General features: G+C 65.1%; 14 protein-coding genes. 11 read left to right on the top strand and 3 right to left on the bottom strand.

Features of this window, described 5'->3' with window-relative positions:
* Nucleotides 1-283 (top strand): Rid family hydrolase (locus ASS64_RS09955; protein ID WP_067693572.1); only part of this gene is annotated, 283 nt, incomplete at its 5' end.
* Nucleotides 284-294: 11 nt separating this feature from the next.
* Here ASS64_RS09955 and ASS64_RS09950 read toward each other — a convergent pair.
* On the bottom strand, nucleotides 295-666 hold the full coding sequence (locus ASS64_RS09950) for a hypothetical protein (RefSeq protein WP_083508290.1): 372 nt from the start codon (nucleotides 664-666) through the stop codon (nucleotides 295-297).
* A gap of 149 nt (nucleotides 667-815) precedes the next feature.
* Here ASS64_RS09950 and ASS64_RS09945 point away from each other — a divergent pair, with 149 nt between their 5' ends.
* From ASS64_RS09945 to mmsB, 5 genes are all read left to right on the top strand, one after another.
* Nucleotides 816-1,970, top strand: a complete 1,155-nt coding sequence (locus ASS64_RS09945; RefSeq protein WP_067693569.1) for an acyl-CoA dehydrogenase family protein — start codon at nucleotides 816-818, stop codon at nucleotides 1,968-1,970.
* An 11-nt stretch (nucleotides 1,971-1,981) separates the two neighbouring features.
* Entirely contained in the window at nucleotides 1,982-2,356 is a 375-nt protein-coding gene (locus tag ASS64_RS09940; protein ID WP_067693637.1) for a VOC family protein, read from the top strand.
* A complete protein-coding gene (locus tag ASS64_RS09935; RefSeq protein ID WP_067693566.1) occupies nucleotides 2,353-3,399 on the top strand; it encodes an enoyl-CoA hydratase/isomerase family protein in 1,047 nt (348 codons plus the stop codon). Before ASS64_RS09940 ends, ASS64_RS09935 begins: the two co-directional genes overlap by 4 nt.
* A 94-nt stretch (nucleotides 3,400-3,493) precedes the next feature.
* A complete protein-coding gene (locus tag ASS64_RS09930; RefSeq protein WP_067693635.1) occupies nucleotides 3,494-4,276 on the top strand; it encodes an enoyl-CoA hydratase-related protein in 783 nt (260 codons plus the stop codon).
* 197 nt (nucleotides 4,277-4,473) lie between these two features.
* Complete coding sequence (mmsB, locus tag ASS64_RS09925) at nucleotides 4,474-5,340, top strand: 3-hydroxyisobutyrate dehydrogenase (protein ID WP_067693563.1); 867 nt, start codon at nucleotides 4,474-4,476, stop codon at nucleotides 5,338-5,340.
* On the opposite strand, the gene ASS64_RS09920 is transcribed toward mmsB, so the two are convergent.
* A complete protein-coding gene (locus ASS64_RS09920; RefSeq protein ID WP_067693560.1) occupies nucleotides 5,327-6,049 on the bottom strand; it encodes a hypothetical protein in 723 nt (240 codons plus the stop codon). The two genes, mmsB and ASS64_RS09920, sit on opposite strands and share 14 nt — an antisense overlap.
* A 65-nt stretch (nucleotides 6,050-6,114) precedes the next feature.
* On the opposite strand from ASS64_RS09920, the gene ASS64_RS09915 reads away from it, so the two are divergent.
* Nucleotides 6,115-6,924: an NTP transferase domain-containing protein gene (locus ASS64_RS09915; RefSeq protein WP_067693557.1), complete on the top strand. Its 810-nt coding sequence runs from the start codon at nucleotides 6,115-6,117 to the stop codon at nucleotides 6,922-6,924.
* A 16-nt stretch (nucleotides 6,925-6,940) separates the two neighbouring features.
* The gene (locus tag ASS64_RS09910; RefSeq protein WP_067693554.1) at nucleotides 6,941-8,209 is read left to right on the top strand and encodes a lipopolysaccharide biosynthesis protein; all 1,269 of its coding nucleotides are present in this window, start codon (nucleotides 6,941-6,943) and stop codon (nucleotides 8,207-8,209) included.
* On the opposite strand, the gene ASS64_RS09905 is transcribed toward ASS64_RS09910, so the two are convergent.
* Nucleotides 8,206-9,123 carry a tetratricopeptide repeat protein gene (locus tag ASS64_RS09905; RefSeq protein ID WP_067693551.1) on the bottom strand — a complete coding sequence of 306 codons (918 nt, stop codon included), beginning with the start codon at nucleotides 9,121-9,123 and terminating at the stop codon, nucleotides 8,206-8,208. The two genes, ASS64_RS09910 and ASS64_RS09905, sit on opposite strands and share 4 nt — an antisense overlap.
* A gap of 126 nt (nucleotides 9,124-9,249) precedes the next feature.
* Between ASS64_RS09905 and ASS64_RS09900 the strand changes: the two genes are divergently transcribed.
* Genes ASS64_RS09900 through ASS64_RS09890 form a run of 3 tightly spaced genes read left to right on the top strand, consistent with a single transcriptional unit; the run spans nucleotide 9,250 to nucleotide 14,370 of the window.
* On the top strand, nucleotides 9,250-11,700 hold the full coding sequence (locus ASS64_RS09900; protein WP_083508289.1) for an NAD(P)-binding domain-containing protein: 2,451 nt from the start codon (nucleotides 9,250-9,252) through the stop codon (nucleotides 11,698-11,700).
* Nucleotides 11,700-12,596, top strand: a complete 897-nt coding sequence (locus ASS64_RS09895; RefSeq protein WP_198147691.1) for a hypothetical protein — start codon at nucleotides 11,700-11,702, stop codon at nucleotides 12,594-12,596. The genes ASS64_RS09900 and ASS64_RS09895 overlap by 1 nt, the downstream gene beginning before the upstream one ends.
* Before the next feature lie 10 nt (nucleotides 12,597-12,606).
* Nucleotides 12,607-14,370, top strand: coding sequence for a cytochrome c3 family protein (locus ASS64_RS09890; protein WP_067693548.1), 1,764 nt, complete (start codon nucleotides 12,607-12,609; stop codon nucleotides 14,368-14,370).
* Nucleotides 14,371-14,400 lie beyond the last annotated feature (30 nt).

Below are 14,400 nucleotides of genomic sequence, written 5' to 3'. Positions count from 1 at the left end.
AGTAGAAGACGACGGTTCGTCAACCAAGGGCGATGCCGCCAAGCAGGCCGAGCGTTGCCTGATCCTGATCCTGCGCGCGATCGAGGATCTGGGCGGCAGCGCGAGCGATGTCGTGCGTACCCGGATGCTGCTGACCGATCCCGCAGACCAGGATGCGGTCGGAGCCGTCCACGCGCGCTTTTTCGGCGATACACGCCCTGCGGCGACCATGGCCGGGGTGGCGTGGCTTTGCCGCGAGGAATGGAAGGTCGAGATCGAGGCAGAGGCGGTCGTCGGCGCCTGACCTTCGGCCGATCAACGCGCGGCCAGGGCAGCCTCCATTGCCGCGATCAGTTCATCGACATTGCGCAGAGCGTCGAGCTGCGGTTTGGAGAGCAGCACCTCAAGCCGCCCGTCCGCGCCCGCACTCAGGATAGCCGGCAGCGGGATGTGCGGTAGATCGTAGAGTTCGTGGAACTCGTCGCGATGCAGTTCGGACACCTCCTGCGGCAGGTCTTTGAGGTATGTGCGCCATTTGGCGCGCATTGTCAGCGGGCCGTAGGACAGCATGCACAGCGAGCACGGATAGGTCTTGGGAGCGAACAGCTTGTGCAGCGCATCGCCGATTCTGTTCAGCGCGCCGCCATCGGCATTGTAGACCAGAACGATTCGCATCGGCGCATCCATCCATCGGCTCCTTTCGGGGTGTGGACCCTGCCGCAATTCGCCGACCGACACGATCACGTTACATGCAGGGGGTGATTTCTCCCGTACATCCGGCTTGCTTCGTCCGCATGCCCTTCCCTAGCGTCACCTGCAGCGCTAGGGGACGCGCCATGACTACGAATGCAGGACAATTCCAGCTCACCGATGAGCAGCTGCAGATCCAGGAAATGGCGCAGCGCTTCACCGCCGACAACATCACCCCCTTCGCGGGCGAATGGGACGAGAAATCGCACTTCCCCATCGACGTGATCAAGCAGAGCGCCGAGCTCGGCTTCGGGGCAATCTACGTCAGCGAGGAATCGGGCGGCATCGGCCTCGGCCGGCTCGAAGCGGCGCTGATCATGGAAGCTATGGCCTATGGCTGCGCGGCGACCAGCTCGTTCATCTCGATCCACAACATGGCCGCATGGATGATCGACCGCTTCGGCGGCGAGGAAGTCAAGGCACGCTACCTGCCCGATCTCGTCACGATGGAGAAGGTCGCGAGCTATGCATTGACCGAACCGGGGAGCGGCTCGGACGCGGCGGGCCTCAAGACCAGCGCCAAGCTCGATGGCGACCATTATGTGCTGAACGGTACCAAGCAGTTTATCTCCGGCAGCGGCTTCAACGACGTCTACGTCACCATGGTTCGCACCGGTGAGCACAAGACCAAGGGCATCACCTGCCTGGTGATCGACAAGGACACGCCGGGCGTCTCCTTCGGCAAGCCGGAAAAGAAGCTCGGCTGGAATGCCTCGCCCACCGCTCAGCTGATCTTCGAGGACGCGCGTGTGCCCGTGGCCAACCGCGTCGGCCCCGAAGGCGATGGCTTCCGCTATGCGATGATGGGCCTCGACGGCGGGCGGCTCAACATCGGTGCGTGTTCGCTGGGCGGCGCGCAGCGCTGTCTCGACGAGGCGGTAAATTACACCAAGGAGCGCCAGCAATTCGGCCAGCCGATCGCCGATTTCCAGAACACGCAGTTCATGCTCGCCGACATGGCGACCGAACTCGAGGCGGCGCGCGCGCTGCTTTATCTCGCCGCGGCCAAGGTCACCGACAACGCGCCCGACAAGAGCAAGTTTTCGGCCATGGCCAAGCGCCTCTCGACCGACAGTGGCAGCAATGTCGTCAACAACGCGCTGCAGCTGTTCGGCGGCTATGGCTACCTCAAGGAATACCCGATCGAACGCTTCTGGCGCGACCTGCGGGTGCATTCGATCCTCGAGGGCACCAACCAGGTCATGCGCATGATCGTGGGCCGGGAGATGCTGCGGCAGTGATCGGCCTTGCCATGACTGCGCTCGTGGTGCCCGACTACGACGAAGCGATTGCCTTTTTCCGCGACGGATTGGGTTTCGCCGTGGAAGAGGACACCGAGCTGGACGGCGGCAAGCGCTGGGTGGTCATGGTCGGGTCGCACGGCGGCAGGCTGCTGCTGGCGCGGGCGGTAAACGAGGAACAGCGCGCGGCGATCGGCAATCAGACCGGCGGGCGCGTCGGGTGGTTTCTCGATACCGACGATTTTGCCGCCGACCATGCCCGGATGACGGCATGGGGCGTCGACTTCACCGACGGGCCGCGCGAAGAACCCTATGGCACGGTCGCGGTCTTCAACGATCCCTGGGGCAATCGCTGGGATCTGATAGAACACAGGAAAGCTGCATGACCGACCAGGTGAACATCCACACGCATGACGGGGTGGGCCATATCTCGCTCAATCGGCCCAAGGCGCTGCATGCGCTGACGCTCGACATGTGTCACGCGATGAGCGCGGCCTTGAGCAAATGGGCTAATGATGACGCAATCGAGGCGGTGGTCCTCGACCATGCGGAAGGGCGCGGCTTCTGCGCCGGGGGCGACATCAACCTGCTGCGCCACTCAGCGCTCAATGATGGCGGCGAAAGCGGGCGCAAGTTCTTCCACGACGAGTACCAGCTCAACCACCAGATGTTCGAATATGACAAGCCGATCGTGGCCTTCATGGACGGCATCACCATGGGCGGCGGCGTGGGCATCGCGCTGCCATGCAAATACCGCGTCGCGACCGAGAACACGCGTTTCGCCATGCCCGAAACCGGGATCGGCCTGTTTCCCGACGTCGGCGGTGGCTGGCACCTATCGCGGCTCGGCGGGCGGCTCGGCCAGTTCCTAGCGCTGACCGGCGCGCGGCTCGACGGGGCGGAATGCCTGTGGGCGGGCATCGCGACACATTATCTGCCGAGCGAGAAGCTGGCCGAGGCCAAGGCCCGCATCATCGAGCATCCCGAGCGCATCGGCGGGATCCTCTCCGATCTGTCGGTCACGCCGCCCGAGGCGCGGATCGCGGGCAATGCCGAACGCATCAAGAAGCACTTCGCCTCCGACCGCTACGAGGACATCCTCGCCAGCCTCGAGATGGACGACATAGAATGGGCGGCCAAGGAACTGGCCACGCTGCGCACCAAGAGCCCGCAGACCTGCAAGGTCGCGCTGCGCCAGCTTGCGACAAGCGCAAAGCTCGATGATTTCGCCGACAACATGCGCATGGAATACCGCATCGCCAGCCGCGTGCTGACCCGCCCGGATTTCGCCGAGGGTGTCCGCGCGGTGATCGTCGACAAGACCAACGACCCCGAATGGGATCCGCCGACGCCCGAAGGCGTGAGCGAGGAGCTGCTCGACAGCATCTTCGCGCCCCTGCCCGAGGGCGAGGAGTGGAAGCCTTTGTGATTGTCGTCATCCCAGCGAAAGCTGGGATCGCTGTCCGCCTGCTCGGACTTAACTGAGAGAGATCCCGGCTTTCGCCGGGATGACGGAGAATAAAGTGACTTACGAAACCATCACCGTCGAACAGCGCGACGCGGTCACGCTGATCACGCTCAACCGCCCCAAGGCGCTCAATGCCCTGAACTCCAGGGTGCTCGAGGAGCTGATCGAGGCCTTCGCCGCCTATCAGGCCGACAGCAGCCAGCTGTGCGCGGTGCTCACCGGTTCGGGCGACAAGGCCTTCGCCGCGGGCGCCGACATCAAGGAAATGAGCGAGAAGGAAGCCGCCGACTTCTATCTCGAGGATTTCTTCGCGCCCTGGACCAGCGAGATCGTCAAGAAGACCCGCAAGCCGTGGATCGCGGCGGTCAACGGCTTCGCGCTCGGCGGCGGGTGCGAACTAGCGATGATGGCGGACTTCATCATCGCCAGCGAGAACGCCAAGTTCGGCCAGCCCGAAATCAAGCTCGGCGTTGCCCCCGGCATGGGCGGCTCGCAGCGGCTGACCAAGGCTGTCGGCAAGTCGAAGGCGATGGAAATGTGCCTGACGGGCCGAATGATGGACGCCGAGGAAGCCGAGCGCAGCAATCTGGTCGCGCGCGTCGTCCCGCATGAGCAGCTTCTCGACGAAGCGATGAAGACCGCAGCGCAAATCGCCGCGATGCCGCCCATGGCCGCGATCGCGAACAAGGAAATGGTCAACGCCGCTTTCGAGACCAACCTCGACCAGGGCTTGGTGATCGAACGCCGCATCTTCCAGATCCTCGCCGCTAGCGAGGACAAGGCCGAAGGCATGGCCGCCTTCGTCGAGAAGCGCGAGGGCAAGTGGAAGGGGCGGTAGTCGGAGGTTCTGTTCTGCTCTTCGGTGGTCTGACTACATTTGGGCTAGCAGTGTGCAGCTTACGAGAAACTAGTTCATCGCGCATTTGGGCCATGTCCAATGCAATGGAAAGATGGCTCTACGGAACGGGCGGAGTTTTCGCCTCCTTGCTTGGCGCGATCATCCTTTACAACGAAGTCGGTTGACGGAGAGAACACATGAAAATCGCCTTTATCGGCCTCGGTAATATGGGCGGCGGGATGGCCGCGAACCTCGTGAAGGCAGGGCACGCGGTCAACGCCTTCGACCTGTCCGAAGAGGCGCTCGCAACGGCCAAAGACAATGGCTGCGAAACCTTCACCGATGCGTCCGAAGCCGTACAGGGCGTCGATGGCGTGGTAACGATGCTGCCCAATGGCGCGATCGTGAAGTCGGTCTACGAAGGCAGCGTCATCGGCAAGGCACCCGCAGGCGCGGTGCTGCTCGATTGCTCGACCATCGACGTCGCCACCGCGAAGGAGGTGGCCGGGAAGGCCGAAGCCGCCGGCTACGACATGGTCGATGCGCCCGTGTCGGGCGGGATCGCGGCGGCAAATGGCGGCACCCTCACCTTCATGGTCGGCGGAACCGAGAAGGCGTTCAAGCGCGCCGAGGAGGTGTTGCAGGCGATGGGCAAGGCGGTGATCCATGCGGGCGATGCAGGTGCGGGCCAGACCGCCAAGATCTGCAACAACATGCTGCTCGCCATCAGCATGATCGGCACTGCCGAAGCGATGAAGATGGCCGAGAAACTCGGCCTCGACCCGCAGAAGTTCTACGAGATATCGAGCCAGTCCTCGGGCTATTGCTGGTCCTTGAACGCCTATACGCCCATGCCCGGCGTCGGCGTAGAAAGCCCGGCGGACAAGGACTACCAGGGCGGCTTCGCCACCGGGCTGATGCTCAAGGATCTGAAGCTGGCGATGGAAGCGGCCGAAACCGCCGATGCGTCCACGCCGCTCGGTCGCCACGCGAAGGACCTGTACGAGCAGTTCGCCGAAGAAAACGCAGGGCTCGATTTCTCGGCAATCATCAAGACTCTCTGATCTCCGCCAGCACCCGCGCGAGCCATTCGCGCGGGGCCCTGCGTCTGCCGATATCGGCGACGAATTCCTGTCCGCGCGCGACGCTTTTCAGACGGCGGCCACGCAGCCAGCGGTCCTCGCGATCGTGATAGCTCAACCCGCCCGATTTCAGCCATTCGGGCCGGTTCCACAGCGATGGCGGCCCGCCTGCCACGGTCAACCGCAAGCCATCGCTGGCGTGGCGGGCCTGCTCACCCGGTCCCGCATAGATCACGTCATTCGTGGCGTGCAGGGCCAGCGCATGGGGATGACCGCGCTCGATGACATGATCTGGCACACCGTCTCTCAGCGCGATGACCTCCGAGGCTTCGAGATAGCCGAAGATGCGGTGATGCGGCTTGCTGCCCTCTTCACGGAACAGGCCGAAGAACAGGAACACATCGCCCACGCCGACCCCCTGATTGGCAAGATGCGTCTGCGCCGCGCCGCACTGGCCGAACAGGCAGGTCCCGTCGTCCAGAAACATCGGGTCGTGGTGACACAGGTCACGGTCACTCAGCCTTCCGCGGCTGGCCTTCGCCGCATGTTCGCCCAGCCCCAGATCGCCATAGGTGGTGCGCGAGGCGGCCCCTGCCGGGATCGGCAGGCTCACCGGACGTCCATCGACGATCGGCGACGGTCCGCCGCCCGCAGCACTGTCGAACCCCTTGCGTGAAAAGATGATCCGCATGCCCGCTCCCGTGCCTGAGCGGGCGGAGAGTGACAACCGCGCCATTCGCGCCTATCTGCGCGCGCATGACTAGCGAGAACAATGGGAAGGTCACCGCGCTCATCATGGCAGGCAAGCGTTCGGGCGTGCTCGATCCGCTCGCCGAACGGGCCGGCGTGGCCCAGAAATGCGTGGTTCCGGTCGGCGGAATGCCGATGATCGAACGCGTAGTGATGAACGTTGCCGCGAGCCCGCGTATTGGCAAAATTCGCGTGGTCGCACACGAGCCCGACGAGATCGCCGCGATTCCCTCGATCGCGAAGCTGGTCGAGGAAGGCCGGCTGGTATTCAAGCCGGGTGCGTTCAATCTCGTCGACAGCGTCTTCGCCGGGGCGGAAGATGCAAGCTATCCGATCCTGATTACCACGGCCGACAACTGCCTGTGGCTGCCCGAGGATTTTACCGAGTTCGCCGACAAGGCCATCGCCAGCGGGGCCGGCGCGGCCGCCGCCCTCGCGCGCAAGGAGGACGTAATCGCCGCCGATCCGGTGGGGCAGAAGAAATTCTACGAGTTTTCCGACGGCGGCTACTCGAATTGCAACACCTACTGGATCGGCAGCGCCAAGGCACTGTCGACCGCCGAGATCATGCGCAACGGCGGGCAGTTCGTGAAGTATCCAAGCCGGATCGCGAAGGCTTTCGGCGTGGTCAACCTGATCCGCTTCTTCCTCGGCTGGGGCACGAAGGAGAAACTGTTCGAACAAGTATCGCGGCGCTTCGGATTCTCGCTCGTGCCGATCGAGATGGACCACGGCTATTGCGCCATCGACGTCGACAACCAGCGCACCTTCGAGGCGACCGAAAAGCTGCTGACGAAGCGGCTCGCAACCGCCTGATACCGACGCCGGGACGATGCACCGCCTGCTCCGCAATATCGGCTGGCTCCTGACGGGGCGCGGCCTCAATGCCGTCCTGAGCATCGTCTACCTGGCGCTGGCGACGCGCACGCTCGGTCTCGACCATTTCGGCTATTTCGCGATCATCCTCGCGCTGGGGCAGACCGTCACCGGCCTGGCCAATTTCCAGACCTGGCAGTTCGTCGTGCGCTGGGGAGCGGGCGAGGACGGTCCCGCCGACGCGACCGGATTCGCGATCGCGCTCGATCTGCTTTCGGTCGCACTGGGGCTGGTCCTTGCGGCAGGCCTCGTCTGGAGCGCCCCGCTATGGCTGCCCCTGCCCGACGAGCTGCTGCCGGTCGCCTTCGGCTATTGCGTGATTTCGCTGCTGGCGATCCGCACTACTCCCACCGGCTTGCTGCGGCTGCGCTTCGCCTATGCCCGCGCCACCGCCGCCGAGGCCGTCCAACCGATCGTCCGTGCCACCGGCGCTGGCATCGCCGCCGTCGCCATGCCGACGGTGACCGGTTTCGTCCTTGCCTGGGCCGCGGCGGAGGTCGCGGTGGCGGCAGCGATGTGGATAGCGGCCGGGCGGCTTGAGCGGATCGATCTGTCGCGCCTCAGCCTGCGGCATATTCCACGCGCACATCCGGGGGCATGGAGCTTCGTCTGGTCGACGAACATGACCGGCAGCCTCAATGTCGGGGCCAAGCAGGTGCTGATCCTGCTGGTCGGCGCGATCGGAGGCGAGACCGCCGCGGGCGGCTTCCGCGTCGCCAGCCAGCTCGGCCAGGCGCTCGTGAGCCTCGCCCAGACCGTTTCGAAGGCGATCTATCCGGAGCTGGTCCATGCCAGGGACACCGCGCACGACATGGCGCGCCGGATGGCCAATATCGCGCTGATCGCGGGCGTGCTGGCGGTGCTCGTCACGCTATTCTTCGGCCGCACCGCATTGGAGTTGATCGCAGGGCCCGAGTTCCGCGTGTTCTGGGCCATGGTCATTCTCGCCATCGCCGGGGCGATCGAACTGGTGGGCGCCAGTCTGGAATCGCTGCTGGTCAGTGCGGGCCGGGCGGGCACCGCCTTTCTGATCCGCGCCATTCCGACGGTGCTCGGCCTCGCCCTGCTGGACGTGGCGATGGGCTGGAACGGGTTGAAAGGCGCAGCTTTCACCGTGCTCGGCGCTTCGGCCCTGTCGGTGATCGGCTTCTGGGTCGCGATCATTTCGCTGTCGCAGATCTCCATCACCGTGAAACCCAAGAGCGAGCTGCCGCCGAAGGGCTAACGGATTCCGAGAGCTTCGGCGGCCTCGCGCAGCTGCACGGCTGCGGCGGGATTGGCCCTGGTCGCATCGGCCAGCGCCCGCCGCGCGCGGTCTGGCTGACCGAGCGTCATGCGCGAGCGCATCAGCATGATCCAGCCATCGACGTTCGCGGGATCGGCCGCAAGTTTCGCCTCGAGCCGGGCGACCATGCCCTCGGCCATTTGCCGCTGCTCACCCGGCGGCATCGCCGAGGCCGCAGCGATCTGCGCCGCGCTGGGGCCGGGAATAGCGGCCGTCGCCGCGCCACCGCCGGCAAAGGCGACCTGCGCCCCGCGCGCCGCTTGCGCACGCGCGATCCGCTCTGCGACATCGATTGAATTGATCCGCCCGACCTGCTCGATCGTGCGTACGAGATCGGCCTCCCACGGCGCGCCACGCGGCGTGTCTTCGAGCAGGTCCAGCCAGGCGGCGATGGCCCCTTCGTGATCGCCATCGAGGTCGCGTTCGACCGCGAGGAAATAGCGTGCCCGAGGGTCGGCGGGATCGAGACTGACCGCATGGCGAAAGGCGGCCCGCGCGTTGGCCGGCAGCGGATCGCGCTCGCTGTCCATCACCAGTGCCTCGCCCAGCGCCGACCACAAGACCGCCTCGTCCGGATCGATCTCGATCGCCCTGCGATAGGCGGTGGCCGCGGCGCCGAAATCGCCGCGATCGAAGCGCGCATAGCCCAGTTCCTGCCACGTCGCGGCATCGCGCGGATCGTCCTCCACCCGCGCCTCAAGCGTGGCGAGCGGATCGGCCCCGGCAGTCGGCGGGGCAGCACCGTCTTGCCGGTCGAGCGACCGGTAGCCCACCGCGCCCAGCACGGCGGCCAGCGCCAGCCCAAGCAGCAACACGCCGGTTTTCGTCCGGCTGCCCGATCGTTCCTCGCTCATCGCTCCTCCTCTGGCGGAGGGCTATCCTGCCCCGGCGGGTCCGGCAATTGCCAGCGCTCCACTTTCGCTTATGATACGGTGGAACAACGACAACAGGGTTCGCAAGCCTCGCGGGGGGATTGCGGTTTGGCCGAGAAAGTTCGCGTTGCCATCGTCGGCTCCGGTCCTGCCGGACTGAGCGCGGCTGCGCATGCGGCCAAGCGCGGCATGAGCCACATGCTGCTCGAGAAAACCGACCATCTCTCCGATACCATCTACAAGTACCAGAAGGGCAAGCACGTGATGGCGACGCCCGGCAATCTGGTGCTGCGCAGCGATCTCGATTTCGAGGCGGGCCAGCGCGAAGCGATCCTCGCAACATGGGAAAGGCAGGTTGCGGAAGGCGAAGTGTCGGTCAGGACCAATGCGGAAGTGACCGGGATCGGCGGTCAAGCCGGTGCTTTCGTCCTTACGCTCGCGGACGGATCGACCATCGAGGCAGAGGCGGTGGTGCTGGCCATCGGCACACAAGGCAACCCCAATTTGCTCAAGCTGCCCGGCGGAGACCTGCCGCATGTGCAGTATCAGCTCGACGATCCGGGGGAGTATATCGACGAGCATATCACCGTGATCGGATCGGGCGATGCGGGGATCGAGAATGCGCTCGGTCTCGCGGAAGACGAAGCGCAGGGCAATGTCGTCACCATCCTCAACCGCCGCGCCGAATTTGCCCGCGCGAAGGGGGCGAATGTCAAGCTGCTCGAAGAGGCGGAAGCGGATGGGCGGATTTCGGTACGCCGTGAGACCAGCCCGATCGAAATCCGCGAGGGAGAGATCGTGCTCGAAACGCGCGACGGGCAGGAAACCATCCGCTGCGATCGGATTATCGCGCGCACCGGATCGCAGCCGCCGCGGACGTTCGTCGAGGAATGCGGCGTCGAGTTTGCGAGCGATGACCGCACGGCCTTTCCCAAGCTCACTCCAAGCTTCGAAACCACACAGCCGGGAATGCATGTGATCGGGGCGCTGGCGGGCTATCCGCTGATCAAGCATTGCATGAACCAGGGGTATGACGTCATCGAGTTTCTCGACGGAAATACCGAGTTGAAACCGGCCGACGAACCCATTCTTGCAGAGAAGTTCGCCGCGCTTCCCGGTCGCCGCACGGTCGATGAATGGCTCGAGATCTTCCGTACGCAAGTGGTCATCCTGCAGGAACTCTCCCCGCTCCAGATGCGCGAACTGATCCTCGACAGCGCGGTCCACGCCTTTGATCCCGGCGAGGTCATCTTCACACGCAACGAGCCCGGCTCGTCCATGTTCGCCATCGCCGAAGGCTCGGTGCTGGTCGAGGTCGACCCGAACGACAGCACGGTCACGGTACCCATCGAAACCGGGTCGATCTTCGGCGAGGTCGGTTTGATCTCGGGCCGCAAGCGCGGTTCGACCATTTGTGCGGCCGAACCGACCGTCGTAATCGAGTTTTCGCGCCTCGCCGCGCTCAAGCTGCTCGCCACCGCGCCTTCCGCCAATCGAGCGGTCAATCGCATCTCGATCGAGCGGCAGGTCCTGCAGATCTTCGGAGCCGGCCTCACCCCCGCCGATATCGCCGAACTGGTCGACGCGGCCGAAGTGGTTTCGGTTCCCGCAGGCGAGGTGGTCGTCGAAGAAGGGGCGGACGATCAGGACATCTATATCGTTCGAGTGGGCTCGATGGTGGTCGAGAAGAAGCTGGGCGGGAAGCCCGTATTCCTGTCCTATCTGCCCGCCGGGTCCTATTTCGGCGAGATGGCGGTGATCGACGGGTCGAAACGCACAGCCAGCGTGCGCGCCGCGATCAAGAGCGAGGTGATCCGCTTTTCGGGCGAGGCATTCAATGCGCTACTGGATGCCAAGCCCGAGATCCGCGAACGCGCCTTGGAAGAGATGGCGGCCCGACGCGAGATCAACGATTTCGTCGAGAGCCGCAGGACGAGCTTCGGCGGTGCGGTGGACATGTATTCCAGGACCGCGCAATTCCTCGTCGACAACGGCCTCGGAGAGGCCACCGACGTTCTGCTGATCGACGAGAAACTGTGCGTCGGTTGCGACAATTGCGAGAAGGCGTGTGCCGACAGCCATGACGGCCTCAGCCGCCTCGATCGCGAAGCAGGCCGCACCTACGCGCATCTCCACGTGCCTACTTCCTGCCGCCACTGCGAGCATCCGCATTGCATGGCCGACTGCCCGCCCAATGCGATCCACCGCGGTCCCGATGGAGAAGTGGTGATCGACGAGACCTGCATCGGCTGCGGCAATTGCCAGCGCAACTGCCCTTATGGGGTCATCCGCATGGATGCAAAGCCGCCCGAAAAACCGGGCCTGCTGAGCTGGTTGATGTTCGGCGCCGGCCCCGGTCCGGGCGAAGCCAGCTTCGCCTGGCGCAAGCGCAAGGCAACGGAGGAAGGCGAGACCGCCAAGCTGGCTATCAAATGCGACATGTGCAGCGGGATCGAGGGCGGACCGGCCTGCGTGCGCGCATGTCCCACGGGCGCGGCGATCCGCGTCAGTCCCGAGCGTTTCCTTACGGTTGCGCGGCTCGAAGAGGAGGTCGAGTGATGGCGTCGCTGTCTTCCCGCGACGACGGCGAGACGCTGGCCGAAATCGAGGAGCGGCACGCCGCCGATCACCAGAGCTTTCTTGCGCACCGCGCGTTCTTCTGGGCGAAGATGGCCGTCTTCATCGCGCTCTTCGTGATCGTGACCTACCTGCTGATCGATGTCGAACCGCGCCACAATGGCGGCAGCTGGTACGGATACGCGCTCGGCACGCTTGGCGCCGGCCTGATCGTGTGGCTGAGCTGGCTCGGCATTCGCAAGCGGCGACCGACGCCGGGCAGCTGGAGCCTCAAGGGGTGGACCAGCGCGCATGTCTATCTCGGCCTGTCGCTCACCGTGATCGGCACCATGCATACCGGCTTCCAGCTCGGGTGGAACGTCCACACGCTCGCATGGGTGCTGATGATGCTCGTGATCATTTCGGGCGTCTACGGCATCGCGGTCTACGCCGCGCTGCCGCAGAGACTTTCGGAAAATCGGCGCGAGATGACGCGCGAACAGATGATCGAGAGCCTTGCGGCGATCGACAAGCAGCTTAAATCCGCCGCGCAGCCGCTGTCGCGCGAGGATACCGACATGGTCGTCGCCGCGCTCGAACAGGATGTTCTCGGAACCGGAGTAGTCGCACGATTCCGCGGGCCGGACCGGCACGATGCCACGCGCAGCGCGCTCGACCATATCTCGACGAGCAGAGCCTATGACGACGATGCCAGCGATCTCGCCCAGCAGAGGGTTCGCTCCTTGCTCGGGAAGCGCGCCGGGCAGATCGACCAGATCCGCCGCCAGATGCGGACCAAGGCGCTGCTCGAAATCTGGCTCTACTTTCATGTGCCGCTGACCATCGCGCTGCTCGCCGCACTCATCGCGCATGTCGTCAGCGTGTTCTACTATTGGTGAGGTGCGGCGCATGACATTCCTCATCCGCACCGTCGACCACACCGCAACCGGTCGCGAGATCGTGCGCGATCGGGAAGTTGAAGGCTCCACGCTGACCATCGGCCGCGCGACTACCAACGACGTGGTCATCGCCGACCTCGCCGTCGAACAGCACCACGTGTCTGCCGAGGTGGACGAGCGGGGCCGCATCGCGCTCGAAGCCGGATCGACCCGCGACTTCACTTTCGACGGCCGCAAGACGACGAGCGTGCGGTTCGATCCCGCCAAGGGAGGGCGATTGACGCTCGGCCTGTCCACGCTGGCTTTCGCACGCGAGCCCGATGGACGCACGCTGGTGACCGTGACGCAGGAAGAGCGCGAGTTCGGCAATCGCGATGCGGTACGCCGCTTCGACCTCGCCAGCGCCATGCCGAGCAAACGCGCCGCGGCATGGATCAGCGTGCTAGCGATCCTTATCGCCTTCGTGGCGGTGCCGATCTGGACCAACCTGGCCCGCACCGACAAGCAGCCCGGCGCCGACGGCATCGACCAGGTGGCGTGGGATGCGAGCTGGAGCACGGGCAGGTTGAGCCTCGCCCACCACGCGCTCGAGAACAATTGCGAGGCTTGCCACGTCGCACCCTTCGTTTCGGTTCGCGACGATACCTGCCTCGCGTGCCACCAGGACATCGGCGACCATGCCGCACAGAACCGGCTGGCTGCCGCACGCGGGCCGATGAGCACGGGCGATGCGCTGCTGTGGCAAGTCGCGGATGTCTTCGGCAAGGAGGGGCCCGAGGCCTGCACCACCTGCCATACCGAGCACGAAGGCGCGGGCCGGATGGAGCCCGCCGCGCAGCAATTCTGTTCGAGTTGCCACGAATCCATGGACGCGAGGTTGGCCGACACCGCGCTGGGCAATGCGCACGACTTCGGCACCGATCACCCGCAGTTGCAGGCGCTCGTCCATGTCGAGCTCGGCAGCGAAGACCTCACGCGGGTGACGCTCGATGGAGAGGCGCGCGAGGACCACGGCCTGCGCTTTCCGCACGCGATGCACCTGTCGTCAACCAATGGCGTCGCACGCATGGCGGGCAATCTGCCCGACTACGGCGAGAAACTGGTCTGTGCCGACTGTCATCGCCCGACCGACGACCGCAACGGCTTCCTTCCAGTGGCCATGGAGAGCGACTGCGAGAGCTGCCACAGCCTCGTCTACGACAAGGTCGGTACCACCTATCGCACGCTCCGCCATGGCGACGTGGCACAGATGCGTGCCGACCTCATCGCCATGGACCGGGCTCCGCGCTCGCCGATCACCCGCGGCCTGAGGCGACCTGGCGAATTCAAGCGCGGCGGGCGCTATTTTCAGGACTTTGGGCGACCGACGCAGAACTACATCGGAATTGTCCGCGCGCTTTCGGAGGGAGGGGTCTGCGGCGAATGCCATATCCCTACCGGCGCCGGAGGCGAAGCTTCGGTGATGCCGGTTTTCCAGCGCAACCATTACTTCCTCAACGCCCGCTTCGACCACGCGCCGCATGCGCAGGAAGACTGCACCAGCTGTCACGCCGCCGATACGTCCGACAGTGCGCGGGACCTGCTGTTGCCGACGCTCACCACCTGTCGCGAGTGCCATCAGGGCGCCGCGGCGCGCGAGGCGGATGTTCCCTCCACCTGCGCCATGTGTCACAGCTATCACCCGCCAAGCTTCCGCCGGCGCGAGGAAGGACCGCAAAGCGTGGCGCCAGCGCGGGTGGCGGGGCTTGCGCGAAGCGGGATGGGGAGCGAATGAAGACCGGCGCGACACGAGGGAGGGAGCCGT

The sequence above is a fragment of the Erythrobacter sp. AP23 genome, assembly GCF_001542855.1.
Lineage (GTDB): Bacteria > Pseudomonadota > Alphaproteobacteria > Sphingomonadales > Sphingomonadaceae > Qipengyuania.
The sequence above is the reverse complement of the archived record's forward strand: the minus strand, read 5'-3'. Positions and strand labels throughout refer to the sequence as shown.

Excerpts from the sequence above, each read along its gene's own strand:
- ASS64_RS09950 (WP_083508290.1), bottom strand. The coding sequence starts at position 666 with ATGGATGCGCCGATGCGAATCGTTCTGGTCTACAATGCCGATGGCGGC.
- ASS64_RS09945 (WP_067693569.1), top strand. The coding sequence starts at position 816 with ATGACTACGAATGCAGGACAATTCCAGCTCACCGATGAGCAGCTGCAG.
- ASS64_RS09940 (WP_067693637.1), top strand. The coding sequence starts at position 1,982 with ATGACTGCGCTCGTGGTGCCCGACTACGACGAAGCGATTGCCTTTTTC.
- ASS64_RS09935 (WP_067693566.1), top strand. The coding sequence starts at position 2,353 with ATGACCGACCAGGTGAACATCCACACGCATGACGGGGTGGGCCATATC.
- mmsB (WP_067693563.1), top strand. The coding sequence starts at position 4,474 with ATGAAAATCGCCTTTATCGGCCTCGGTAATATGGGCGGCGGGATGGCC.
- ASS64_RS09920 (WP_067693560.1), bottom strand. The coding sequence starts at position 6,049 with ATGCGGATCATCTTTTCACGCAAGGGGTTCGACAGTGCTGCGGGCGGC.
- ASS64_RS09915 (WP_067693557.1), top strand. The coding sequence starts at position 6,115 with ATGACTAGCGAGAACAATGGGAAGGTCACCGCGCTCATCATGGCAGGC.
- ASS64_RS09910 (WP_067693554.1), top strand. The coding sequence starts at position 6,941 with ATGCACCGCCTGCTCCGCAATATCGGCTGGCTCCTGACGGGGCGCGGC.
- ASS64_RS09905 (WP_067693551.1), bottom strand. The coding sequence starts at position 9,123 with ATGAGCGAGGAACGATCGGGCAGCCGGACGAAAACCGGCGTGTTGCTG.
- ASS64_RS09895 (WP_198147691.1), top strand. The coding sequence starts at position 11,700 with ATGGCGTCGCTGTCTTCCCGCGACGACGGCGAGACGCTGGCCGAAATC.
- ASS64_RS09890 (WP_067693548.1), top strand. The coding sequence starts at position 12,607 with ATGACATTCCTCATCCGCACCGTCGACCACACCGCAACCGGTCGCGAG.